This is a genomic window from Sphingobacterium sp. GW821-FHT03E03, from assembly GCF_059420745.1.
Genome location: NZ_JBWKUH010000010.1, coordinates 158379 through 182632, shown reverse-complemented (window position 1 = coordinate 182632; position 24254 = coordinate 158379). Strand labels below are relative to the sequence as shown.

Annotated in this window: 24 protein-coding genes and 1 pseudogene; 7 read left to right on the top strand and 18 right to left on the bottom strand. The window is 37.8% G+C overall.

The window, feature by feature from the left end; genetic code table 11:
• Positions 1-1029: 1029 nt before the first annotated feature.
• The 9 genes from AC07UV_RS13640 to AC07UV_RS13600 all read right to left on the bottom strand — a co-directional run bounded on the left by AC07UV_RS13640 (position 1030) and on the right by AC07UV_RS13600 (position 7764).
• Positions 1030-1389 carry a hypothetical protein gene (locus tag AC07UV_RS13640; RefSeq protein WP_495184157.1) on the bottom strand — a complete coding sequence of 120 codons (360 nt, stop codon included), beginning with the start codon at positions 1387-1389 and terminating at the stop codon, positions 1030-1032.
• Between the two features lie 15 nt (positions 1390-1404).
• Positions 1405-1692: a hypothetical protein gene (locus tag AC07UV_RS13635; protein ID WP_495184156.1), complete on the bottom strand. Its 288-nt coding sequence runs from the start codon at positions 1690-1692 to the stop codon at positions 1405-1407.
• A 440-nt stretch (positions 1693-2132) separates the two neighbouring features.
• The gene (locus tag AC07UV_RS13630; RefSeq protein WP_495184155.1) at positions 2133-2510 is read right to left on the bottom strand and encodes a hypothetical protein; all 378 of its coding nucleotides are present in this window, start codon (positions 2508-2510) and stop codon (positions 2133-2135) included.
• A gap of 286 nt (positions 2511-2796) precedes the next feature.
• Positions 2797-3189 carry a hypothetical protein gene (locus AC07UV_RS13625; protein ID WP_495184154.1) on the bottom strand — a complete coding sequence of 131 codons (393 nt, stop codon included), beginning with the start codon at positions 3187-3189 and terminating at the stop codon, positions 2797-2799.
• 10 nt (positions 3190-3199) lie between these two features.
• A complete protein-coding gene (locus AC07UV_RS13620; protein WP_495184153.1) occupies positions 3200-4183 on the bottom strand; it encodes a hypothetical protein in 984 nt (327 codons plus the stop codon).
• 51 nt (positions 4184-4234) lie between these two features.
• A complete protein-coding gene (locus AC07UV_RS13615; RefSeq protein ID WP_495184152.1) occupies positions 4235-5041 on the bottom strand; it encodes a hypothetical protein in 807 nt (268 codons plus the stop codon).
• 6 nt (positions 5042-5047) lie between these two features.
• On the bottom strand, positions 5048-5872 hold the full coding sequence (locus AC07UV_RS13610; RefSeq protein ID WP_495184151.1) for a hypothetical protein: 825 nt from the start codon (positions 5870-5872) through the stop codon (positions 5048-5050).
• A gap of 4 nt (positions 5873-5876) precedes the next feature.
• Entirely contained in the window at positions 5877-7067 is a 1191-nt protein-coding gene (locus AC07UV_RS13605; RefSeq protein WP_495184150.1) for a LicD family protein, read from the bottom strand.
• On the bottom strand, positions 7021-7764 hold the full coding sequence (locus AC07UV_RS13600) for an IspD/TarI family cytidylyltransferase (protein WP_495184149.1): 744 nt from the start codon (positions 7762-7764) through the stop codon (positions 7021-7023). The genes AC07UV_RS13605 and AC07UV_RS13600 overlap by 47 nt, the downstream gene beginning before the upstream one ends.
• A gap of 170 nt (positions 7765-7934) precedes the next feature.
• On the opposite strand from AC07UV_RS13600, the gene AC07UV_RS13595 reads away from it, so the two are divergent.
• A complete protein-coding gene (locus AC07UV_RS13595) occupies positions 7935-10118 on the top strand; it encodes a peptidase domain-containing ABC transporter (RefSeq protein ID WP_495184148.1) in 2184 nt (727 codons plus the stop codon).
• A gap of 51 nt (positions 10119-10169) precedes the next feature.
• Positions 10170-11501: a beta-barrel domain-containing protein gene (locus AC07UV_RS13590; RefSeq protein ID WP_495184147.1), complete on the top strand. Its 1332-nt coding sequence runs from the start codon at positions 10170-10172 to the stop codon at positions 11499-11501.
• A gap of 80 nt (positions 11502-11581) precedes the next feature.
• Here the strand turns inward: AC07UV_RS13590 and trmB are convergent, their stop codons facing one another.
• Entirely contained in the window at positions 11582-12238 is a 657-nt protein-coding gene (trmB, locus tag AC07UV_RS13585; protein ID WP_104383585.1) for a tRNA (guanosine(46)-N7)-methyltransferase TrmB, read from the bottom strand.
• Positions 12239-12295: 57 nt separating this feature from the next.
• Here trmB and fcl point away from each other — a divergent pair, with 57 nt between their 5' ends.
• On the top strand, positions 12296-13234 hold the full coding sequence (fcl, locus tag AC07UV_RS13580) for a GDP-L-fucose synthase (RefSeq protein ID WP_495184146.1): 939 nt from the start codon (positions 12296-12298) through the stop codon (positions 13232-13234).
• Here the strand turns inward: fcl and AC07UV_RS13575 are convergent.
• The 3 genes from AC07UV_RS13575 to AC07UV_RS13565 form a co-directional block, all read right to left on the bottom strand.
• Positions 13231-13734 carry a hypothetical protein gene (locus tag AC07UV_RS13575; RefSeq protein WP_282251681.1) on the bottom strand — a complete coding sequence of 168 codons (504 nt, stop codon included), beginning with the start codon at positions 13732-13734 and terminating at the stop codon, positions 13231-13233. The genes fcl and AC07UV_RS13575 overlap by 4 nt on opposite strands.
• On the bottom strand, positions 13727-14146 hold the full coding sequence (locus tag AC07UV_RS13570; RefSeq protein WP_495184145.1) for a hypothetical protein: 420 nt from the start codon (positions 14144-14146) through the stop codon (positions 13727-13729). The genes AC07UV_RS13575 and AC07UV_RS13570 overlap by 8 nt, the downstream gene beginning before the upstream one ends.
• 130 nt (positions 14147-14276) lie before the next feature.
• Positions 14277-14546, bottom strand: coding sequence for a YtxH domain-containing protein (locus tag AC07UV_RS13565; protein WP_259179617.1), 270 nt, complete (start codon positions 14544-14546; stop codon positions 14277-14279).
• Between the two features lie 238 nt (positions 14547-14784).
• Between AC07UV_RS13565 and AC07UV_RS13560 the strand changes: the two genes are divergently transcribed.
• The 4 genes and pseudogenes from AC07UV_RS13560 to AC07UV_RS13545 form a co-directional block, all read left to right on the top strand.
• Entirely contained in the window at positions 14785-16329 is a 1545-nt protein-coding gene (locus AC07UV_RS13560) for a YifB family Mg chelatase-like AAA ATPase (protein WP_495184144.1), read from the top strand.
• A gap of 480 nt (positions 16330-16809) precedes the next feature.
• Positions 16810-18456, top strand: coding sequence for a fimbrillin family protein (locus tag AC07UV_RS13555; RefSeq protein ID WP_495184143.1), 1647 nt, complete (start codon positions 16810-16812; stop codon positions 18454-18456).
• 18 nt (positions 18457-18474) lie between these two features.
• A complete protein-coding gene (locus AC07UV_RS13550; RefSeq protein ID WP_495184142.1) occupies positions 18475-19923 on the top strand; it encodes a fimbrillin family protein in 1449 nt (482 codons plus the stop codon).
• A 262-nt stretch (positions 19924-20185) separates the two neighbouring features.
• Positions 20186-20251 (top strand): annotated as a pseudogene (locus AC07UV_RS13545) (hypothetical protein); the annotation flags it as partial.
• A 382-nt stretch (positions 20252-20633) separates the two neighbouring features.
• Here AC07UV_RS13545 and AC07UV_RS13540 read toward each other — a convergent pair.
• The 5 genes from AC07UV_RS13540 to AC07UV_RS13520 all read right to left on the bottom strand — a co-directional run bounded on the left by AC07UV_RS13540 (position 20634) and on the right by AC07UV_RS13520 (position 23972).
• Positions 20634-20822, bottom strand: coding sequence for a hypothetical protein (locus AC07UV_RS13540; RefSeq protein ID WP_495184141.1), 189 nt, complete (start codon positions 20820-20822; stop codon positions 20634-20636).
• An 11-nt stretch (positions 20823-20833) separates the two neighbouring features.
• A complete protein-coding gene (locus AC07UV_RS13535) occupies positions 20834-21280 on the bottom strand; it encodes a DUF5675 family protein (protein ID WP_495184140.1) in 447 nt (148 codons plus the stop codon).
• Positions 21277-21978, bottom strand: a complete 702-nt coding sequence (locus AC07UV_RS13530; RefSeq protein ID WP_495184139.1) for a fibronectin type III domain-containing protein — start codon at positions 21976-21978, stop codon at positions 21277-21279. Before AC07UV_RS13530 ends, AC07UV_RS13535 begins: the two co-directional genes overlap by 4 nt.
• A 483-nt stretch (positions 21979-22461) precedes the next feature.
• Entirely contained in the window at positions 22462-22857 is a 396-nt protein-coding gene (locus AC07UV_RS13525) for a hypothetical protein (protein WP_495184138.1), read from the bottom strand.
• Between the two features lie 131 nt (positions 22858-22988).
• Entirely contained in the window at positions 22989-23972 is a 984-nt protein-coding gene (locus tag AC07UV_RS13520; protein ID WP_495184137.1) for a hypothetical protein, read from the bottom strand.
• Positions 23973-24254 lie beyond the last annotated feature (282 nt).

Below are 24254 nucleotides of genomic sequence, written 5' to 3'. Positions count from 1 at the left end.
AAACATTTCCATGTTTTCTATATATGGGCTATTCTGAAAAAAGAAAGGAGTAAAAGGATAATAGGATATAAGATCAGGGGAGATAGAAGCATTCAATAACATACCGAATCAAGAAAAATATAGAAAGAAGATAATACAGTCCTTAAACGACAAGCATATTATCCCGAATGAGTCTGACTACAGATACTAAGGGTAAAAAAAATTGAATTGAAAAATGACCTAAAGACTTAGAACTACTTCATGCATTTAAAACATAGAATAGAAAAAAATATTATCAAAAATAGCAAAAGAACTATAGAGAGTAAGATCAAAAGCTATTTTGGTAGTCGAAAATTCATGCCTTGATTTTTCTTTAAATAGAAGTGTTTTAACGAAATTCAGCAAAAGAGTGCATTAATTTACTATAGCGTTGGCTTACTTGCCCAAAGGGCTAGTTATATCGACGATCAATTTCAAAAATTATACTATTTTTTACAAAAAATGCTATAGATCTTTTGGCGTTGAAGTAGTGCTCCTTAAGAAACTTCGTTTATCTCAATAGGATAGAACCAAGTGAGTCTTTATATTGCTCAAGTATTATCAAATTCCTCTTAAAACTTGTTGCTTCTATAGAGGAATTTGAGTTCCTTTGATCATTTCTTAATACGCTTTTGTTCATCAATAAATGCCCTTAATTTTTGCAAGCGCTCCTTTTCTACTGGTTTAAGAACGATTATTCCTTGCAAAAACTGAATAGGATAGACATCCGTTTTGTCAAAAACAACCTGCAGATCGTATTCCAAATGATTACGGATAATTTTTTAGGCTATCAAATGGCATCGCAAGTAATGTATCCCCTTGTCTAATATACGCTTTTTCTGGCCATGATCCAGATACGGAATACCAGACCTCGTTGCAACATCTCTCAATGTCTGATGAGTCCTTCTAACCAAATCTTCTAAAATCGATGTTTCCTTATGTACCTGTGCATAACTTGTTCTTATACCAAGTAATAGAAATAGAGCAAATATGATCGTTTTCATAGAGGGATTATGGATTAGGATTCGAAGACACTCCATGTATTGGACAGTTACCACCATTGCCCAAATTTTCATAAGGTTTTACTTGAGTCGCTGTGCCGTCTGCACCAGTCACTGTAATTTCCTGGCTTTTAACCCATTCGGCAGTAATTTCCTTTTCTGGATTACCTAATGTAGAATAATTCTCCGCTTGGGCAAATGCCCCTACTTCATCTTCTACTCCATACGCCAACACTTTTTCATTATCTACAGCATCAAATCCAATACGTGTGTCTAAAAATTGCTCAACATGCTTCAGCTCATGTACAAGTACATTGTTAGCTGCCGCATGATTTATATCTCCCTTTTTATGCAATAACGCTCCGAGCACATAAACATCTTCGCTTTAAACAAACTGACTGGAATCTATCGTAACAACAATATCCGTGTTATCACGTAGGATTGTCAAACCACCACTTCCTTTTGCATCGCCATATTGAACAACTAAATTGAAATTTGTATCACCAATTCTGTTAAGCGTAGTTTGTATACTATTTAACGTGTCTTTGAAAGTCTGATTTATAGCTGGATTTTTCAAATCCGCCGCCAAAGCAGCGTTTAGATTATTGACTAAATTAGTTGAGTCGGTTGTTACCCCCCCCCCATTCCAACAATACTTTTGGAGCAAGTGCATTCATCTTTCTCTTCTTCCTCATTATTTTCTTCTGAGCCTCCATTGCTATCATCCCACCAGTCCAGCTCTTCCCATTCATCCTCAGTATCAAATGGGTCTTCAGGGTCTTTGGGAAAATCGGACTCTGGTTCAGGGCCAGGTTTCTCAGCAGTAATAACAACCTCTTTCAGCTCAATAGGTACTTGTTCAGTTCCTTCTGAATCAAATGCTTAACCTTTGAGTTGAAACAGCTCGTTCTCTGGTAAATCTTCGACATCGCAAGAGATATCGAAGAAATTCAAAATTGGTTTTCTTTTCATTTACTTATTTATAATTTATAAAAGGTAATGCCTTATCCCATATTTAATGTTTTTCCAACAGTTCAGAATCTACGAAAAATCAGATCAAGGTGTAAAATCTAATTTACTGAGAAATTATCTTCATAATATTTCGCTTCTCCCCTACGTTTCAAGAGCCTTACTCTTCTCAGTAATGTAAATCTCGCCGTATTTCGAGAATATCATATGTTGTTTGTTTGGATCATTAAACTGTAATTGCATATCATAATCAGTAAGATTCGTATTAAAAAATTCTTTAATATTTACTACTCTAAACTTTACCTCTTTTTCTTTCTTAAAATATACGTGAGTACTTTCTAAATCAAATAGATATAGTTTTTGAATCTCCTCCTCAGTATGATTATTTTTTATGTAATCATAAATTGATCTTTTTAGATTTTTCAGTAGAATGACGGTGTTATTTCTCGTGTCTTTTTGCTGCCCTTGTACAGAAACAACAAAAAGACATAAAATTAAGTTTATTAGAACTTTGTTCATCATTTTACATTATTTGGAGTGTACAGGACAGCCGCCTCCATTTAAAGGCAATTTATTATACAGGGGGTTGCCCATTTGTTCCTACCATTACCATTATGTCAGCATCAGTATAGGTTTTACCTGTACCAGTCAGTTGTGCAACAAAATCATGTTGAAGCTGATAGGCTTCCAACTCATCATCCTTATTTTTTTGCTTTCTAAAACTCTCTAAAATTGAATTTAGAAGTTTTATTTACATCAAAATTTAATCCTAATCAACTAACTTATATTTTCTTAAAAATTGACCCAACTATTTTCTTTCTTTTAATATACTATCTCTAATTTTTTTTGCCCTTTCTTTACTTATCTTCTCAATAAAGATCAATCCATGATATTTTTGAGAAGGAATGTATAAGCCAATACTATCGAAACTCACGGAGATGTCATACTCCAATTCATTGAAATTGATTAGACTATCGATTGGCACACTCTTAACTGTATTATTTTCCCTCAAATAAACTACTTTAGGCCAAAAATAAGAGCTTTGGGAAGGAACACCGTATTTTATAGCGTTCCCCCGTAAAACTTCATAAATTCCTTCGGTAATATTTTTCAGGCCACTTATATTCTTTCCAATACTCTGGGCATGTGATGTAGATGCAAGCATAGGAAATAGAAGAAAAAACAGAATTTTATTTTTCATTGCTATTTATTTAAGGAGTATTAACACCATGAATCGGGCAATTCCCCCCATTGTTCGTTAAATCATTGTATGGCTTTATTGGGTTTTTATTAGTATCTAAAACGGGATTCCCTTGTTCATCTTTTAGTACAAAGTTCTTTACCAGGTTCTCCGTTACTTTAACAGGCCCCAACATCGGTCCGCTATTAAAGCTTTCCTGAAATTGAAAAGCTTCGACTTCATCTTCAAGACCGAAATTATATGCATTATTACCACCAAATTCAAATGACAACCTGCCATTTAGGATCTGATCTACATGCATTAATTCATGTGAAAGAAGCCCCATAGCTAGTTGTTCATTAAATGTTCCAGCTGGGATCGTCTCACCAAAAACAATTCTGTCTTGAGTACTTGTCAATTGTTGTTTATCAATTGTTATAACAATTTTGCCATCCTCATATGTAGTTTCTCCAGGACTTCCATTAACTGTTCCAAAATTAATTTCAAAATCGTATTTTGACGAGCCCATTTGATCAAGAATACTTTGCACCTTATTCATTGTTGTTAACATATGCTCAGTGTTAGGTCCCGTTGAAAATATATCTTCCGGATCCGACAATTTGTTTATTGTATCTTGAACATAATTCTCAAAATTTCCTAAAAAGTTATTTGTACCATCATAAATCTGCCCTGACCCCATCTGAGGCATTTTTGAGATAGCACATGTACAGCGTTCTTCTTCTTCTTCCTCTTCTGGGGGAGGGGGAAGATCTTCACTTCCGTCATCACCTTCCCAATCGTTTTCATCAGTTTCCCATGGCTCTTCAGGCTCTTCGGGTTCAGGGTATTCTGGTTCCTCGGGCTCTTCTCCAGGAGGATATACATCAATAATATCCCCTTCCACTTCCCACGCGACATCACTATCCCCACCTTTTAATTTGAACAATTCATTTTCAGGCAATTCTTCTAAATCACTAGAAATATCAAAAAAATTTAAAACAGGTTTTCTTTTCATTTGCTTATTTATATTTAAAATTATAGTATTTCGAGCCTTTTTTAGATAGTTTTAAATCCCAGAAAAACTTCCAAGCATCCTAGGAGTTTTAATAACCAAGCTTCTATCAGGATTAACTTTAATAAAAATTCGTACAGCAGTTTCAATTGAGCTCCTAGCATATGCCGGAGTCCAAATATTTTGCGGATTCAATAATTCTTTGATAATTATTTCAGACACACTTGACTTCTCTCCATAACATTGTTGCAATGCAAGTAATTTTCCCGTTTTTGATATTTTTGCCTCTAAAACAATTATGGTATATTTTAATTCATCGATATCTAATTTTTTAATTTCTTCTTCAAGCCCTTTAATAATATTTGCCATATTCAGTTTAGCTGGGCTCCCTAATCCTAGTGATGACGAAGATTTTTTATCCATTGTATACTTCCGCAGGAAATAATACTTTATAGTGTTTTTATTTATATATACAGTGACTTTGTCAATTGGATCTCCTGTTATTTTTTTATCATTTAGTATAGGAATCTGAATCTCAGGAAGCTTGACATGCAATCCACCATAATTATGTTTGAACATCAAACTATCTCCTTCAAATTTTAAGTCATAGAATTCTTTCCACTTTTTCTGTCCATCGTTAAGCATCAAATTTACTCCCCCAATTTGGTCCGCTTCCATACTAAGAATTACCTCTTGTATATTGTCATTTCTCTCGAATAAGCTATTATTTAGCGAATCACTACAGATAACTTTAAGCTGTATCTTCGTCTCATCGTTTGACAAAGTCTTCTTTGATTGCGCATAGCAATTGACATAAAGGTTTCCAATCACCAATACACAAATCATTTTAAAAATATCCATATCTAACTACTTCATCTTATAATATTGGGCTGTACCATCCATGTGACTGTCACCCCTGAAATCTTCCAAATTTTGATAGGTATTCTCTTCGTCCGTACCATCCTTAGCTGTTATCGTTCCATCTTCATTAATTGTTCCCATATGATAAGGATCCCCGTGCTCTAATACTACAATATCTGCATCTCCAGCTGAGCTTGGTTCAAATAATGTATTCAAGATATCCTTGATGTCTTTGATTTCATCAACCCCATCTGTACTTTTATCATCAATCCCCATCCAATAATCTCCACCCGTTAATGTCCTTCCGAAGCAATTCGACTCATACTTAGGATCAAAATTTTCTTTCGTCCATTCATTACTTGTCGTATTGAGTATTTTAGTCAACTTAAATGCTGATACCTCTAGTCCGTCCTTACTCTTAATAGTATATACATCAAAAAATAATAAGTCATTCCCTATTTGTGCTGTATTTGTCCTATTCGTTTTAGTCGCTTTTATATTACCATTTCCATCTTTCACCCATATATCATCCGATACAGGATAATCAACAATTATTTCAGGTCCGGTAACTTCCAATCCACTATCTCCTTCTTCTTCATCAGGTATATTTTCATCATCATCATCAGTATCCCATGGTTCTTCAGGCTCTTCGGGCTCAGGGTATTCCGGTTCCTCGGGCTCCTTTCCAGGAGGATATACATCAATAATATCCCCTTCCACTTCCCACGCGACATCACTATCCCCCCCTTTTAATTTGAACAACTCATTTTCAGGCAATTCTTCCAAATCACTAGAAATATCAAAAAAATTTAAAACAGGTTTTCTTTTCATTTACTTATTTATAATTTAAAAATTTACCGTTCTTATTGGTCTTTATTGGCACAGTCAATTGACGAATACAATGCTTTTTATACTTATGCGACCAAGAAAAGATTTTAATAGCTTCACCCCATCCCTGATACATTCGATTCAATATATTCTCAGAAATATTGGGCATATAAAACGGACTCCCCTCGAAATTGGCTTCTTTCAGCGGAAAATATGTATCTGTTTCAAAATGATAGCCGTCGTTCGTAATAATTTGACCTCCCTCCTCGCTCAACCACCATATATCGACAAATGGGAATGTATATTCATACCCCTCAACTTTAAACCCGCCCGGTTTCCAAATTTTATAATATTTCTTACCTGTATTCTTCCACACCCATTCAGTCACATTATATCTGCCATCGCGCTGTATTATTTCAATAAACCGTTGAAGATCTTTATCTTGCACCATTAAATCAATATCGTCATCCCAAGGCATAATACCACTTTGGCGAATCTGTCCAAGTAGTGTTCCTGCATGTAGAAAAACCTTGATATTATTATCCATAGCAATTTCAGATATATACCTAAGCAACTCTCGCACTTCAATCAACTCCTCCTCGTTCCAAGCCGTATAATTTGAAATATATTCCAAAATGCTATCCTTTCTTTCCAAAAAGCTTTTTGATGCCCTAACATTATAATGCACCCAATGTGTTTCACTACAAATAAATTTAAGGCGCTTATCTATTCCAAATTGTAACAACTGCTCATCTAGCGGGTACTCTATTATCGAACACTGCTGTATTAGATCAGCTACAGTAGCCCGGCAAATAAAATACGCAAAACTACCCCAGAAGAAACCAAAACGGCTTAATGCTATTGGTATTCGCTTTTCTTTATTGTAATGGATCAAATCATAGGGAAATAATACATGAAATGCTTCATCTCCTTGCCCCAAAACCTTATCAATCTCAACTGGATTCTCCTTTAGTTCAACTTCCTCGAATTTAATGAAGCAGTATGTAGCAGCAGAATTATTCAAAAAATCAACCCATATGCTATAGTTTACCTCAAACCATTTAATTTCATATGGAGTTATCGCTATTCCATATAAATCCTCAAAACTATTTCCCACAGGAAGAGATAGGACATCACTTTTTATTTCCTTATTATTTCTGTAAATATCTAACTGTTCCGTTATCGTGTAAATGTCCATTATTCTTATTTTCTCTAATATAATTATCCAAACCTTCAGCGATATAAATATCCTGTGGATGTGTTATTTTTATATTCTCATAATTGCCTTGACACAATTTAATCTTGACCCCAGAAGATTCAACCACTGTAGCATCATCTAAAAACTCTGGAGAATAGTGTTGCTCATAGGCTTTTTTAAGGATATTGAATTGAAAAACCTGTGGATTTTGAACAACTTTTATCATTTGCCTATTGATAGCTTCATTACTATTTTCTCTTTCTATACGAATTGTATTAACAGCATCGAAAACAGGAACCGCTGTACCAAATTTTTTGGCTGTTTCAAAAGCTATAATTATAGTTTCAGTCGATACCAAAGGTCTAACTCCATCATGTACACCGATCAGATTAGCTTGAGAAGAACAAATGCTATTGAGGGCATTTTTCACAGAATGAAATCGAGTTTCTCCTCCATATACAATTGGGATTTCTTTTATATAAGGATATTCCATATAGATCTGCCTCCAATGAATCTCGTGTTCTCTATTGACCACAAGCCGGATATTATCCGGATCAAACTGACCTAGAAATTTATTAATAGTTTTGACGATAACCGGTATACCATTAATATATTGAAACTGCTTACAAATAGAAGTACCAAATCTGTTCCCAATACCACCGGCTAAAATAATTACATATGCTCTTGAACTCAACATAATCAGGATATAAAATAAGTCGCTGAAATTATCAATAGTAAATATATAGAAAATATTTTTTTCTACAATTATGACAAGTAATTTTTTTTCGTTAATTTTTCAAAAAAATAAGCTGCACAAATGTTATTTAATATTTTGTTAACACAAATTTAACCCACTGTATAATTCAGATGTTTACAAGATTTCCTTTTGAAATTCAACACGACAAGATGGATTGTGGACCAACCTGTCTAAAATTGATAACTAAATTTTATGGACGATTTTATCCGATCCACTTTATTCGTGATCTGTGTGGAACTACCCGAGAGGGTATTTCTATTTTGAATCTTGTTCATTCAGCAGAGAAGCTCGGGATGAAGTCCCGAGCAGTCAGATGTTCATTAAAACAACTGCAAGAAGATATTCCTCTACCAGCTGTCGTACACTGGAACGACTCCCATTTTATGGTAGTCTATAAGGTAGATAAAAACAACATTTATGTTTCTGATCCTGGGAAAGGACTTTTAAAACATTCAGCAAAGACATTTGCCAAACACTGGTTAAAAGAGGGAACAAAAAAGGGAGTTGTCATAGGCTTTGAACCAGACAGCAATTTTTTTGAAATCAATACGGAAGAGTCATTTAAACGAAAAAGAAATTTCAGCAGTATCTTTCAATATTTTAAACCTTATAGAACGAGTATTATAAACCTGCTCGTTGTCATGTTTTTCGTCACAGGTCTCCAGGCTGTCATTCCCTTTATATCCCGGTCCATCATCGATGTGGGGATCAGTACACACAATCTGAATTTTGTCAATATTATGCTAGCAGCGAATGTGGCTATTCTTCTTGCCACTACATTCTCTAATGCTGTCCGCGACTGGATTGTCATACATTTGACGAGCCGTATCAATATCTCTCTCATATCAGATTACATCGTTAAATTAATGAAATTACCAATGTCGTTTTTTGAAAACAAGATGATCGGAGATATCCTACAGCGGGCACAGGACCATCAACGAATACGAGATTTCATTATGGGAAACTCCCTCAATCTTATTTTCTCAGGGATGACCTTCATCGTGTTTGCGATAATTTTAGCGATATATAATAGCTTTATATTTTGGGTATTTTTTGCTGGGAGCCTTATATATTTTGCATGGGTTATGGGTTTCCTAGCGATAAGAAGAAGATTGGACACCAATTATTTTGCATTGATGGCTAAAGATCAGAGCTTTTGGGTCGAAACAATAACCGGGATGCAAGATATCAAGATTAATAATTACGAAACAGAAAAGCGATGGAAATGGGAAAATCTACAGGCAAAGCTATATAAGGTAAATTTAAAATTACAATCCATTACAAATTATCAAAATCTTGGTGGCCAATTTATTGATAATCTCAAAAATATAATCATTACCATTATATGTGCCAAGGCAGTAATTAGTGGTGAAATGAGCTTTGGTATTATGATGTCAACACAGATTATAATAGGTATGTTGAATGCCCCCATTCAACAATTTATACAATTTATTATTTCTGCACAATTTGCAAAACTTTCATTTTCAAGAATTAATGAGATACATAGTCTGGAAGACGAGGAAACTATCAATAGCTTCAGTGAAACCATCCTACCCGCGCAGTGCGACATACATCTTAGAAGTCTTTATTTCCAATATGCCCCCAAACACCCTTACACGGTTAAAAATGTAAATCTTACTATTCCACAAGGGAAAATCACCGCCATTGTCGGCGATAGCGGAAGCGGTAAAAGTACCTTGATGAAATTGATTTTAAGATTATATAACGCATCTCATGGGGAGATCTATCTAGGAAATATGAATATCAATAACATTCCTTTAAGTTATTGGCGCTCAAAATGTGGAGTTGTATTACAAGATGGAAAAATATTTAATGATACGGTTATCAATAATATTATCCTCGGTGATGAAAATGTTGATTATGACAGATTTCGCATGGCTATTGAAGCCGCCAATATCCGGCAGGAAATTGAAGATATGCCAAAAGGCTATAAAACCGTGATGGGAGAACAAGGCCGGGGATTGAGTGGCGGTCAAAAACAACGCATTTTAATCGCCCGAGCTCTTTATAAAAACCCAGATTTTTTATTTCTAGATGAGGCCACCAACTCACTTGATACACTAAATGAGAAAAAGATTGTTGATGCACTAGATAATATCTTCAAAGACAAAACCGTAGTTGTGATTGCGCATCGACTCAGCACCATAAAGAAAGCTGACCAGATTATTGTCATGCGAGATGGACAGATTATAGAAGTTGGAAACCATGGAATTTTAATGGAAAGACAGGGGCACTACTTCAATCTGATCAATTCACAATCAAACTTGAATTAATACAAATTAACTAACCGAACAATACTGAATGAATACAAAGTTCATTCAACTATGTTTACACGAAAAATGAAGGATTTAAAACAGATAAAAAAGTCAGAAGAAATTGATCATATCGTAAACAGAATGCCAAAAAAATTTGGGATCCAAATCACTATCATTGTCATGATAGGGATTTTTCTATTACTATTATTTGGCTTCCTAATTTCGTATCCTGATGTACAAATGGGAACGGTGTCAATTAACACCGAAAACCCAGCCGTTAAAGTAATTAGTACGACATCTGGCAAAATTATTCTAACAAAAAAAAACCAAGAGCAAGTTACTAAAGGCGAAATGATCGCTTATATCGAAAACCCCGCAAACATGGATGATATCATATCCATCAAATCTCTGATTGAGATTATTGACATCAACAATATTCAGTCATTATTGGGATTAGATATCCTTCCCAAAAGGATCTATCTCGGTTCGATTAATAATAAATACTATGCATTCTTAGACGCGCTTCAACAATTTAAAAATTACCATATCAATCATACTTATGATCAACAATTAAAAACTTACAACGAGCTATTACATGAACAAAAGAATATTTTAGCGACATCAAAACAGAAATCTCAATTGTCAAACAATAGCTTATCCGTGATGAACAAATTTGCAGAACGCGACTCAATTTTGCTTGCAAAAAAAGTGATTAGTATGGCCGAATTTGAACGAAACAAGATCAGCTATCTGAATGCCGAATACAACAATGTAAATAATAAGAATGAATCTTCTCAAGTGATGCTAGAACTTTTCCGGACACAGAATGCCATTACTGAAACCCAAATCAAAAAGGATGAAATTGAAAAATCACTGTACCTCAATCTAAATTCTACGTATCATGAATTTTCAATGGCCCTAAAAGCCTTTGAAGAAAGCTATATCTTCAAAAGTCCGCAAAACGGCGCTTTACAGTATCTGAATTTTTGGAATAATAATTTCTTTGTTCGAGCTGGAGAATCCGTTTTTTCTATTGTACCCATTGATAGTAGAATTATAGCACAGGTTCATTTACCCAATTCCGGAGCGGGAAAAGTGGAAAATGGGCAAGAAGTAGTCATCAAACTAGATAACTATCCATATAATGAATATGGGTCACTACATGGTATAGTAAAGGATATCTCACTTGTAACCAACACACAGGAAACTAATCAGGGAAACATCGAAAACTATCTTGTACAAGTTGAACTCCCTAATGGACTCCGCACGAACTACGACCAACAACTTCCTTTCAAATTTGAACTTAAAGGTACCGCCGAGATAATAACCAAGGATCGAAGATTGATTGAACGTGTCTTTGACAACCTTAAATATATGCTCACTGAAAAAAATGCCAGGTAGAGGATTCAACAATATCCTCTAAAACAAAAGGAAAGCCCAAACTTTCGTTTGAGCTTTCCTTTATTATAAAAACTTTGATGTTAGCGTTTCTCAAAGCTCCATTTCACATAGTTTATATTCTTATCGTCAGCAAGATACTTTTTCTCATAGTATGTTTTGATTGATAAAACATTATCGACCAAGTCAGAGCGGTACAGATCTGTTGTCTCTTTATATTTTTTTAGGTTCTGTAGCTCTATTTGCTCCAGGGTATACGCATAGAAACCATCGTTATCTGTCTTTAGATTCATCATCCCTTCTGGCTTCATGACAATCTTGTAACGGTCCAAAAATTTAGGACCTGTCAAGCGTTTCTTTTCGCGACTGTCCTGCGGCTGTGGATCTGGAAAGGTAATCCAAATTTCATCAATTTCATTCTCAGCAAAGTGCTCAAGAAGTGTTTCAATCTGTATGCGTAAAAATGCGACATTTTTAATACCATCTTCCAACGCAGTTTTTGCGCCGCGCCAGATACGGTTGCCCTTAAAATCAATCCCGATAAAGTTCTTTTCCGGAAACAATCGCGCCAAATTAACTGTATACTCTCCTTTACCGCAGGCAAGTTCCAAAACAACCGGGTTTGTATTTCCAAATTGCTTCTCAGCCCATTTTCCTTTATATTCTTTGCCGGCATCGAGCTGGATGACATTCTCAAAAGTCGCTACTTCGGCAAATTTACGTAGTTTATCCTTTCCCATTTTTTAATTAATATCCCGCAAAAATAACCTTATATTTGCAGGAATCAATAACTTATCGTGGAAAAAGACGCTAAAATTTACGTAGCAGGCCATCGAGGAATGGTCGGATCGGCAATATATCGCAAATTAACAGAACTGGGATACAACAACATCGTGACTCGTACCTCTCAAGAATTAGATCTGCGTAATCAACAAGCAGTTGCTGACTTTTTCAACGAAGAGAAACCTGATTATGTTTTCCTTGCAGCCGCTAAGGTTGGTGGGATTATGGCGAACAACACCTATCGCGCAGATTTCATTTACGAAAATATGGCGATACAGAATAATGTGATTAAATCCTCTTACGACAATGAGGTTACAAAGTTGATGTTTTTAGGTTCAAGCTGCATCTATCCCAAAATGGCGCCACAACCTTTAAGCGAAGACCTATTGTTGACAGGTACCTTAGAACCGACCAATGAGCCTTATGCTATCGCCAAAATAGCTGGTATAAAAATGGCAGAAGCTTTTCGTGATCAATATGGCTGTAACTATATATCAGTTATGCCAACCAATCTGTATGGTATCAACGATAATTATCATCCACAAAACTCGCATGTTTTACCAGCCCTGATCCGTAGATTTCACGAGGCAAAGGTAAATAACCTGGATGAAGTGGTAATTTGGGGTACGGGCACACCTTTAAGGGAGTTTCTTTTCTCGGATGACCTAGCGGATGCCTGTGTATTTTTGATGAATACCTATAATGAGAAACAGTTCGTCAATATCGGCATCGGTGAAGATTTAAGCATAAAGAATCTTGCGGCCCTTATTAAAGAAGTGGTCGGATATAATGGTAAAATCTCATTTGATACGAGTAAACCCGACGGAACGCCACGCAAATTAATGGACGTTTCCAAATTACATGCATTAGGCTGGAAACATAAAATCAATCTTCGTGAGGGAATTAAATTAGCTTACGAAGATTTTTTGAAAAAAGAGGAAGCAGCCTCCTAGTAGGTTTCACTATAGGAAGGAATACCATATTCGTTAACTTCATCTTTTAGCGGAACCTCTCCTTCAATTTGTGAGCCTTTCTTTTTCTTCTTTTTGGGTCGGATAAAATTGGTGAGTTTACCTATCAATCCACTGATTTTATCCTGATTGATCTGGCCGACAGCACGCTCTGATAAAAGCAACATTAACGCTTTCTTCAGCATTCCTGAGTTTTTCAGAAACAGTCTATTCATCACAAAAGGAACACCTATGCGCAAGGTTTTTGTCAACCAATCCGAATCCGGATTACTACTTTTCGCAAATAATTGCTGAATGATATTGACTCCGGGAATATTATTTTTTAATGAATTGAAAAAGCGAATCGGAGCTTCGATCTTGTTATTAAATAAAGTAAACTGTGTTTTCAGGTAAGCCTCTTGTTCATTTTTGAGTTCCTTTAAACGAGCGATTTCAGTTTTAAGCTCCTGTAAATTGCGTATTTTCGTTTGCTTATTATTCATTTGTAGTCCCTTCTCTATCAAATTTTTCCTTTTTTTTGAACTCTTCCTCCTCTTCCTCGATTTCGTCATTCCATTTGGCTAAAAAGCGACGGATAGAAAGATCCATAAACTTAGATTCCAATGCAGGTTCGAAAACTCGTATAATCACAATAATAACTATAAAAATACCTGCTGTTGCCAAAAAACCCAATGAATAGCTTCCCAGCAATTCACCAAGCCAAAAACCCAAAGCTAGACATAAGAAAAAGACAACGAACAAAGTGAATATCAATTTGGTCGCATCCACCACCAAACTGGCAATCAGGCGCGATGAACGCTCAATTGTCTTCAACTTAACTAGCTTAAACTGGGAATCTATGTACTCCTTTGTTTTCTGAAAAGTACCACTAAGTGAAAATTTTTCCTCTTCCATGCATCTTAAATTTATTTAGGCTATCTCAAAAGTCTTATACGAATTTCTATAGATTATTTATATTCAGCCTTTTGAAATAGCCCATAATTCTATGTATCTCCCCAAATTGCCCTTAAGGACAATTTGTCTTTTATGCATGCTCGATGATATCATCGTCTACAATTTCCTCGGCTTGGTTTATTTTACCTTTCAAGGTGGAGACAATTTTCTCTTTAAAATCATTCAATTGATCGAATTGTTCTTCAGCTCTCTCACGAATAGCATCACTCAAATCGCTTAATGAATCATTGATCTTATCTCTCGTATCTGATCCTTTGTCCGGAGCAAATAAAACTCCCAAAGCTGCACCTGCAGCAAGACCTGCCAATAACGCCAAAGCTACTTTACTTGTGTCATTCATTTCTTTTTCGTTTTAAAGTTCTAATTCTATTATACGATGAATCTAGTCTTCGATAATAATACAATTTATAAAGCAAATCGTTTGCCAAATACCGCAATTATCCATTATTTACTAGAATCTATATAATTACAATATAGTCATTTTTCAACAATTCGCTATCGATTTACAATAATTCACTAAAGCATTATTATTTATGATTTAATATTTAGTATCTTTAAATCAACCGATTATAAAATTTATGTTAAACAAGACCTATTGTAGTGCCGTCTATGGTATTGAAGCATGTACCATAACAGTTGAGGTAGTTGTTTCTACTGGGCTGCATTATTATATAGTCGGGCTTCCTGACAATGCTGTCAAAGAAAGCCTCAGACGTATTGAAAGCGCCATTACTTCCTGTCAACTTCACATGCCACGACAGAAAATTGTGGTCAACTTGGCACCAGCTGACATCAGAAAAGAAGGTTCTAGTTATGATTTATCGATCGCCATTGGCATACTTGCTTCCTCAGGACAGCTTATAAATGAGTTATTAGAGCAGTATCTGATCTTGGGCGAACTATCCCTGGATGGCAGCATAAAACCTATCAGAGGTGTATTACCAATTGCCCTACAGGCATTAAATGACGGGTTTAAGGGAATTATACTTCCGCTACAAAATGCACAGGAAGCCGCCATTGTGGCTGGTATCGATGTAATTGCCGTCGAAAACCTGACAGAGGTAGTACAGTTTCTTAATAACTCAAAAAATATCATTCCGACCAAAGTCGATATCCAATCTTTCTTTCACACTGAAACAAATAAGTATGATGTTGATTTTGCGGATGTTCGGGGACAGGAAAATATCAAAAGAGCATTAGAAATAGTCGCAGCCGGAGGGCATAATGTTATTCTAATAGGCCCCCCAGGCGCGGGGAAGACCATGTTAGCGAAAAGATTACCAACGGTATTACCGCCCCTCAATATGATCGAATCGCTGGAAACAACCAAAATTCATTCTGTTTCAGGAAATCTTAAAGCCAAAGACGCGTTACTAACGATACGGCCATTTCGCGCTCCTCACCATACAATCTCTGATGTAGCCATGGTGGGCGGAGGCTCCAATCCGCAACCCGGCGAGATTTCACTATCACATCATGGTGTACTATTTCTCGATGAACTTCCTGAATTTAAGCGAAGTGTCCTTGAAGTCATGCGACAACCACTCGAATCCCGGAGTATCACCATATCACGAGCAAAATTAACCATAGATTATCCAGCTAGCTTTATGTTGATCGCAGCGATGAACCCTTGTCCTTGTGGATACTTTAACCATCCCGAAAAGGAATGCATCTGCGGCAGTAATACCGTTCAACGGTATTTAAGTAAAATATCGGGACCTTTATTAGACCGGATTGACCTTCATGTAGAAGTCACTCCCGTACTCTTCGACGAGCTGAGCGCCTCTGGTCCTTCTGAAAATAGCCTGACGGTCCGCAATCGTGTTATCCAAACGAGGCTGATTCAAAAACAACGATTCGAATCCTATCCAGATGTTCATTGTAATGCACACATGAGCACCAAGTTAACCAGAGATATCTGTCAGATCGGTGAACCGCAAAAGAAACTACTAAAGACAGCTATTGATCGTCTAAATCTTTCCGCTAGGGCTTACGATCGAATATTAAAAGTCGCCCGCACCATCGCAGACATGGAAAATAGTCCTACGATCGAAAACCACCATCTCGCAGAAGCGATCCAGTACAGGAGTTTAGATCGAGAAACTTGGGGCGGGAGATTATAAAGTATCTCACAAAATTTCCAGTAAAATTTAATTTAGAAAGAGCCTCGTTTCTTTGTTTAACCTGGTTTCCGAGGCATCTAATAGTAGAAAAGTCATACACCTAATTGCTAGGAAAGCTAATTTCAAAGCTTTCAAGACTATCCCGCTATCTCCTAGGCGAAAGCAATAAATAGATACATCCGTACTACAATACGCTCCAATAGGCAAAAGATAGTGGTTTTGATTCATTTGAAAATGAGTAACCTAAGACACTTGTTAACTTAAGGTTATTACCACACTATTTTAACTTATATTATTAATATAAAATTATTCAATCCTTAACTCTGAGTATGCACTAAAGACCTTACTTTGCTATTGTATTAAGCAATTATTCCTATATAGATGCCCGTATGTTAATAAATTTAATCTACATAGGACATCTCCAAAGCCTAATAGCTAGTTGCATTAAAACGATCAATTTTTAACATAATAATAAAAATAATGAGCATTAGAAATCTACATTTTGCATCAATTGTTGCACTCTTTCTTGTTGCGACAGCCTGTAAAAAGGAGAATGCAATCGGTCCAGAAATTGGTGTAGACAGTCGCAGTTCTGTTCGATTTTCTTCGTCAATCGATGGAGACATCACAACGAAAGCTACAGGAAACCAATGGGAAGCCAACGATACCATTGGTATCTATATGAAAACCGGGAACGGCCTAAGCAATGTACTTGCCGCTAATAAAAAATACAGTACTGCAGGTGATGGCATATTTAACCCATCAGCAGCGGATCAGACACTTTTTTACCCTGAAGATGGGCGTACGGTAGACTTTATTGCCTATTATCCATTTAAACAGCAATTAGTTAATAATACCTATGCCGTAGCTATCGAAGATCAAAGCAATCAGGCTGCAATTGATCTGATGTATACAGCCAATGCCACTGGCCTGAGCAAGGCAAATAAAAATGCAAATTTAATTTTCTCCCACCAATTGGCGAAGATTGAACTTAAGATCAAGAACAGTACGGGGGCTACAAACCTCAATGGGCTAACAACAAACATTATTGGCGTAAAATCCAAAGCCAATTTTGATTTAGCGACCGGTCTTCTCCATGTCAATGGGCCGACAGCAACGATCCTGGCGAAAACCACAGTTTCTACCACCGCAGCTGTTTCCGAAGCAATCTTAATCCCTACCACCGATGAAGCAAATACCAAAATTGTCTTCGCCGTTAACGGGAAGACCTATACCTGGACGTTGCCGGCAGGTACGAAGTTCGAGAAAGGAAAAAAATACAGTTACGACATAGAACTTAAAGGAACAGGTGTTATAGGTACTGCTGTTGCGCTTAAGGCTTCAATTGTAAACTGGAATACTGTGCCATCCGGAAGTTATAGCCTTGAACAGGAAATAGAAGTCAATCCGCCGATAGGTTTTGGCTATATGGAAACACCAGTTGTAAAAACGGATGATAATATCGCTTATATTACGCATAATTATCCAGGAAAATCAGGTGTGCGTAATTACGCTATGTTATACGACAAAAGGTATAAAATAGCTTATTGGGTTGCCTATCCCATGCATTCTTCCTACATAGGCGGTTCAGGACGTTCAGATGCTTGGGCTTTTGATCCTGCTCTTGCGGCAAATTTTCAAGTGGATCTGAGCAGTTCTTTTGGAAACGGTTACGATCGCGGCCATCAGATACCCAGTGGAGACCGGACGGCAAGCAGAGAGCTCAATGCAACCACTTTTTATTATACCAACATGACTGCCCAAATTTCATCTATGAATCAGGGGATCTGGAATAATTTAGAACAGCAAGTGAGAATCTGGACTACCCAAAGTGACACCCTCTACGTTGTTACTGGAGCTAGTATTACAACCGCAAACGATCAGAATATAACATACTTAAAAGGATCAGCCATCCCAAAATATTATTATAAAGTACTAGCAATGAAAAAAGGTGATGCATATTACACCATAGGTTTCCGCATCAATAATCAAATTATTCCGTCAAGCAGCAGCTATAATTCTTATCGTGTGAGCGTCAGTGATCTAGAGAAAGAAACAGGATATACATTCTTTCCAAAATTGGCCGCCAACGTAAAGGAGACAATAGACAATACCATCTGGAAATAAAAACTATTTATTAACGATATGAAAAATCAAAATATTTTATTTACAACAGCAATAATGCTGTTTGTACTGTTCGGTTCCTGTAAAAAAGACCAGTCCACTGAGCCAGGAGCCGAAACAAATATGGCTGTAAAATTTGCTTCAAGTATCAACAGTCCGATCAAAACGAAAGCCGCAAATGCCGGTTGGGAAACAAACGACGCTATCGGTGTCTACATGAAAACGGGGACGGGTCTAAGCAATATCCTCGCAAGCAACAAAAAATACGTTACTGTAGGAGATGGGCAATTCACGGCGGCATCCTCAGATCAGACGCTCTATTATCCTGAGAATGGCAGCAATGTAGATTTTATTGCTTACTATCCATTTAAACAGAATCTTCCCAATCCTGTTTATGCTGTTGATGTAAGCAATCAAAATAGCCAGAGCGCGATAGATTTATTATACAGCGACAACGCGACTGGCCTCAGTAAAACAAATACTGCCGCTAACCTCAATTTTATACACCAATTAGCCAAAATTGAATTCACCGTCAAAGCGGGTACCGGTATTACTGACCTGACAGGATTGAGCACAGTAATTGCAGGCTTAAATACAAAAGCTAATTTTGATCTTGCTGCTGGTACATTAGGCGGTCAAACTGATGTCGCTGATATCATAGCAAAAACAAGCATGGTCGGTAGTGCAGTCATTTCAGAAGCTATTGTTTTACCAATCGCAGATGCCTCAGGTAAAGTTGTGACCTTCAGGTTACCTACAGGTATTTTCAAGTTAACACTTCCTGTGGCTTCAAAATTTGAACAAGGTAAAAAATACACTTACGAAATTGAACTGAAAAAAGATGGAACTGCAGTTCCTCAGGCTGTTGCGATAACGGCTACAATCACCGATTGGGATAATGTTCCATCTGGCTCTTACACCGTTACCGAAGACGATGATGTGACACCTCCTGCCGGTGAGGACAAAGTACTGGTTACAGAGACTTTTGGTACGGGGACCATCGCAAGTAATGCAAGACCAAAAATTGCAGTCTATACCAATTTTGATAATAAGACATTGAGCTTTAACGATAATTTTGGAACTGCGGATCTGCGGACAATTTCTACCTATGGAGAAGGTACAAATGCACACGTTTGGTTACCGGCTTTCAAAGATGCATCATTAACAATTGCTGGGATTTCTGTTTCTGGCTACGCTAAATTGAAAATTGAATTTGATGCCGCCGCGAATATTTCCGGAGCAAATACGGGCAATTTAAATACGCTTAAAGTAAAGGTTAATAGTGTTGAATATGCTGTAACTGATCAGCCGATAGCGGGATCCGGGGATGGGAATAAATTTTATACATTGGAAGTCTTGGGTACTATACCTGCATTAGCCAATAATACAATTGAGTTTTATGGATCAGCAGCGACCAATGCATTGGGTCTTCGTTTAGACAACGTCATTATTACAGGTACAAATAAATAGTTATATCCATTTGTACAAAAAGGGTTTTATCATACAAATTGATAGAACCCTTTATTGTGAAATAATTTCGACAAAATCATTCTGCCCTTAGCTATTCCAGGCTTTTTTCTTCCGAACATGGTCATTATTCCCTTGTTTTTATCAGGTCAAGTACTCTCCTGATTTTAAAAGATTTCCAAATTCAAGAATAACCATGATAAATTTTGAAATTTTCAATTGTGCTCGCAATCTGCTCGCAGGTAGAAATCATTAATAAGTCGCCCGCACTATCGCAGACATGGAAAATAGTCCAACGATCGAAAACCACCATCTTGCTGAAGCAATATAATACAGGGGTTTGGATCGGGAAACCTGGGGTGGAAAATTTTAGCGTGGTAGCACATATTAAAATCCCACATTTTATTAAAAACAAACTAAGGAATTCGACAGATCCTGTTATAGTTTCAAAAAATAAGGCCGTGAGAATTTTAGATTCTGCACGGCCTCTGCTGCTATTATGAATATAGATGGTTGAACATTGCAATTGTCCCTTCCCCTCTTACTTCTTCCGCTTAATCCATTTTCCAAGCAACTGCCCTGTTAAGAAACTGACCAGTGTTCCCAGCACTGCTGTTAGTAGGATTTGCAGGATATCACCCAAAGAAATACTAGCCCACACTGAACAAATAGTGCCTCCTAACATGCACAAGCGGATATCATTGAATTTCATTCTACGCCCCTCCTTCTTCCCGATCGGTCTTCTCCTTTGCGACCTGCTCCTTCTCGTCGATCACCGATTCAATAATACCTATACCAATAGCGAGGTATTTTAAAATATCCATTGCCTTCCCCGGCAATTTCACAGGTGCCAACAAGATCACTTGAAGTGCCCTTCCGATTTTATTAATTATTTTTTTCATCTTTCTATAACTTAAATGTCCAAAATATCCAGCCTTGCAGTACCCGCCTTTACATCTGGCAATATCTGCTGATAAAGGTGCTTATAGGCTTTTGTCGAATCAAATACTGCATAGTCCTGGCAATGTGGAAATTTGTAATAGTCTCCTACCAGCAAGCAGCCTGATGTGTCCGAATAATAGTTGCCGATATGGATGTACACATACGAAAAATTAGGAATTGACAAGATTTCCAGCATACCCCGATGCATACCCGGGAACCGTCGTTTGTAGCGTGCATTCATGGCTCCATAGATATTCAGTCCCAGCCTATAACTTCCTGCCGGAATAGCTGTACCCCCCCTAATCTTTTCTTCTCTAACCAGATCCTCAAGGCCAAAACAGCAAAACTCACCATCGACATAAAGCCTAGACAGGGTACTGTTCTTCCCCCGTCTGATGCGTTTTAATGTCAGGATCATCGCACCAGCAATCTAGCTGTCTGGCTCCAGTCGCCTGCCCCCTTGGTATTGACCGCCCTAACCCGTACTTCATAATACTGCCCCACCTCCAACGGGGCAATAATATTCAACCTAGACGACGTTGTCGTAAATCGGTCGCTCCATTCCAGCTCAGGCGATTCCACCTTGCGGTAGCAGTATTCATAGAGCAATACTTTGCCCTGCTTGGCAAAGTCCAGCCGCATCTGCCCGGACTGCTTTCCATCGGAGAGCCGTACATTGTCCACAAGAGAAGGTACGTTACTGGCAGAGGCCAGCGCATTGGTCGGGAATCCCGAGCTCAACAAGGTAGATAAGTGACCGTCTGCTACCGAATTGACGTAGTACCCCAGCTTTTGCAATACCGATACCAGCGGCGGAATGCTTTCATCCTTGCGTGCGGTATCCTCCGGTGAGCCTCGCTTACGGGATATTGCCAGCTTGGAGGAAAAATCATCCAGCAGTGTCTTTATCTCCGTCAGTTCAGGTGTCGGTGTTGGGAAATTGCTGTTTCCCGTCATTGCCGCAACGATCGTTGTTGCCGCGATCAGTAGCTCATCTTCTTTCATCTGTCCAAAGCCGATGAGCGCTTTCATTTTTGTTGCCATAATGTGATAAATTAATAAGACCTTGTTCATCAATTTTGCTTTCCTGGCCAAGTCAATGAACAGCACAAACATAGCCCAGCCATTACCCCAAAATGGAATAAGCGACGGATAAAGACGGATAAAGAAAAAAATAGAATGTTTTTTGTGTTTCGCGTTTTTTGAGGTTGAACAGACCTGTCTCAGACTGCCAGCACTTTGATACAGGCGCTGAACAGTCTGATCTAAACGCCAAGCTTTTTATCACATAATCGGGGTCGCTTATCCAAAAGTATAGACAGTGTACGGTTTACTGCCCCTTCTTTATCATAGGTTCACAACAGTTTATTTTAAACAGCCAATAATTTACCTTCCGTTCATAACAGTTTACTTCAGACTACTTAAAGGCTAGTAGATATTCCCTACAGTTTGCAACAAACTGTAGGGAATATGCCGCAGACCCATGATAGTTTACTCAATAGTAATGGCAGTATGTCATTATTGACAGGGGATCAGGGACAGACTGCTTACTGTCCATAACAGACGTATAGCAGTCTGAGCCTTACATAGATGTCTGCACTAGGATTTCCAGCGGCGATATTTGCCTTTACTGGCCAGCAAGGCTTTGACCACATCGCGTTGGAAAAACCAGTCGATCTTGCCAAACGACATAGGCGATAGTTTTAGCTCCCTCACATAACTGCGGTAAGCTGTATCCTGGATTTCCAGTTTTTTCATGACATCAGCTTTAAAGAGGATAGGCTGATCCCACAGTTTATGCAGTTCGCTGTCCAGCAGGTCTGCGATCCGAAGCTGCAGGTCAGCTATGCTTTCAAGATGCTGCTGCAACAGATTTAACGATTCCGACTGCACATGCAGCATGTGCTGCTGCTGCTGGATAATTAGGGTCTGTCTTTCGAGCAGTTCGTTTGACTTGGACGACTGCTCCACCAGTTGTTGAAGGAAATTTTCCATGAGAATAACAGGTTGTGCTTCACAACCGTCCCTGGAGCATGCGGGATTCCTCCCGCAGTTCGGGTCTGAAAGCCGATAAATAGATCTAATGAATCAACCTTAATCTCCCTTGCTGAGACATTGCCTATTCATCAGCTTTCGAGCAATTCTTTCCGCAGCAAAGCTATACTGTCAAAAAGTCGGCTGAAAAAACGGGTCCGCTCAATTTCGGAACCGACCCCCAATATGGAAGACTGATTGATAATACCGTTGAGCACATATTCAAATCCTTCTACAAAGACCCGGTCCCTAGTGGTCATGCTATTGATGGTGCCCACTTTGATACTAACTATTTTTTGCTTACCTGTATACACGAGCATCCCTCCGATCCCGCCCGGAAATGGCTTTCTAAAAAAGTCAAACTTTTTGCCACTAGTCTTTTTCCCCTGAACAGCCTGCCGCTGAAAACTCTCTACCAATGCATTCAATTGGTACAGCAAAAGGCCTAATGTATCTTTTTCACCAAACCGGAGCAGGCTATCCATAAACCTCAGATTATACAGGATCGAAAGCAGCAGTTCATCATACCAGATCTCCCGACTTTCGATCTTGGAATAAGCAGCGGCGATACGGTCAAAGATGCTGTCCAGATCATACCTGTCAAGTTCCTTTACAAAATCTTCAAACTTGATCCCCTGGAATACATTTCCCTTTTGCATCTCATAACTATAGCAGTACAGTTTAAAATAGGTCAGCATCCTGAATGGCATAAAATGAAAAATAGGAATCTCATCGGCATTGAATGTAATCGAACTATGCGGATCATCCGCAATTTTCTCCAGCATCAGGGCCAGCCCAGTCATATATTCGATATAGGTATTGATGTCCTCTCCCGCCAGAAAACGATACCCGAAACAGACCAGGCCAGGTTGCCCATCAAACACTTCAAGGGGTGATATATTAAATTTCTCCACCAGTTCAGGATAGCGGTCCATGGGAATTCCACGTTCACCATAAATCCATTTGTGCACGGTCTCAGGGTTTACATCCAGTTTATCACAGATTGCTCGCTTTGCTTCTTCTTTGGATCGGTAGCGCGAGCAGATCAGTGCGATCAGTTCATATTTGTTTATCATATCAGGCTAAGACTTGGTCTCAAATCATTGAATTTAAAAAATTTTAAACAATAAAGCAAAACAAAGAAATACTAGAACTTTTTTGTTTCAGTAATTGAAACAAAGTTTCCCTAATAATCACCTATCCTATAGTATTTGGGTAGCATATTTCCCTTATCTAACTTATCTAGGGAACTATATTCCCTCGTCCACCTCATTTTTGTGGGCAAAAAGGGTATACAACCGGTATTTTATCACATGACGTTCGCTGCTAATTTAGTTCTCATCATTTAAACTGAATAC

Excerpts from the sequence above, each read along its gene's own strand:
- AC07UV_RS13635 (WP_495184156.1), bottom strand. The coding sequence starts at position 1,692 with ATGCACTTGCTCCAAAAGTATTGTTGGAATGGGGGGGGGGTAACAACC.
- AC07UV_RS13630 (WP_495184155.1), bottom strand. The coding sequence starts at position 2,510 with ATGATGAACAAAGTTCTAATAAACTTAATTTTATGTCTTTTTGTTGTT.
- AC07UV_RS13625 (WP_495184154.1), bottom strand. The coding sequence starts at position 3,189 with ATGAAAAATAAAATTCTGTTTTTTCTTCTATTTCCTATGCTTGCATCT.
- AC07UV_RS13620 (WP_495184153.1), bottom strand. The coding sequence starts at position 4,183 with ATGAAAAGAAAACCTGTTTTAAATTTTTTTGATATTTCTAGTGATTTA.
- AC07UV_RS13615 (WP_495184152.1), bottom strand. The coding sequence starts at position 5,041 with ATGGATATTTTTAAAATGATTTGTGTATTGGTGATTGGAAACCTTTAT.
- AC07UV_RS13610 (WP_495184151.1), bottom strand. The coding sequence starts at position 5,872 with ATGAAAAGAAAACCTGTTTTAAATTTTTTTGATATTTCTAGTGATTTG.
- AC07UV_RS13605 (WP_495184150.1), bottom strand. The coding sequence starts at position 7,067 with ATGGACATTTACACGATAACGGAACAGTTAGATATTTACAGAAATAAT.
- AC07UV_RS13600 (WP_495184149.1), bottom strand. The coding sequence starts at position 7,764 with ATGTTGAGTTCAAGAGCATATGTAATTATTTTAGCCGGTGGTATTGGG.
- AC07UV_RS13595 (WP_495184148.1), top strand. The coding sequence starts at position 7,935 with ATGTTTACAAGATTTCCTTTTGAAATTCAACACGACAAGATGGATTGT.
- AC07UV_RS13590 (WP_495184147.1), top strand. The coding sequence starts at position 10,170 with ATGTTTACACGAAAAATGAAGGATTTAAAACAGATAAAAAAGTCAGAA.
- trmB (WP_104383585.1), bottom strand. The coding sequence starts at position 12,238 with ATGGGAAAGGATAAACTACGTAAATTTGCCGAAGTAGCGACTTTTGAG.
- AC07UV_RS13575 (WP_282251681.1), bottom strand. The coding sequence starts at position 13,734 with ATGAATAATAAGCAAACGAAAATACGCAATTTACAGGAGCTTAAAACT.
- AC07UV_RS13570 (WP_495184145.1), bottom strand. The coding sequence starts at position 14,146 with ATGGAAGAGGAAAAATTTTCACTTAGTGGTACTTTTCAGAAAACAAAG.
- AC07UV_RS13565 (WP_259179617.1), bottom strand. The coding sequence starts at position 14,546 with ATGAATGACACAAGTAAAGTAGCTTTGGCGTTATTGGCAGGTCTTGCT.
- AC07UV_RS13560 (WP_495184144.1), top strand. The coding sequence starts at position 14,785 with ATGTTAAACAAGACCTATTGTAGTGCCGTCTATGGTATTGAAGCATGT.
- AC07UV_RS13555 (WP_495184143.1), top strand. The coding sequence starts at position 16,810 with ATGAGCATTAGAAATCTACATTTTGCATCAATTGTTGCACTCTTTCTT.
- AC07UV_RS13550 (WP_495184142.1), top strand. The coding sequence starts at position 18,475 with ATGAAAAATCAAAATATTTTATTTACAACAGCAATAATGCTGTTTGTA.
- AC07UV_RS13540 (WP_495184141.1), bottom strand. The coding sequence starts at position 20,822 with ATGAAAAAAATAATTAATAAAATCGGAAGGGCACTTCAAGTGATCTTG.
- AC07UV_RS13535 (WP_495184140.1), bottom strand. The coding sequence starts at position 21,280 with ATGATCCTGACATTAAAACGCATCAGACGGGGGAAGAACAGTACCCTG.
- AC07UV_RS13530 (WP_495184139.1), bottom strand. The coding sequence starts at position 21,978 with ATGTTTGTGCTGTTCATTGACTTGGCCAGGAAAGCAAAATTGATGAAC.
- AC07UV_RS13525 (WP_495184138.1), bottom strand. The coding sequence starts at position 22,857 with ATGGAAAATTTCCTTCAACAACTGGTGGAGCAGTCGTCCAAGTCAAAC.
- AC07UV_RS13520 (WP_495184137.1), bottom strand. The coding sequence starts at position 23,972 with ATGATAAACAAATATGAACTGATCGCACTGATCTGCTCGCGCTACCGA.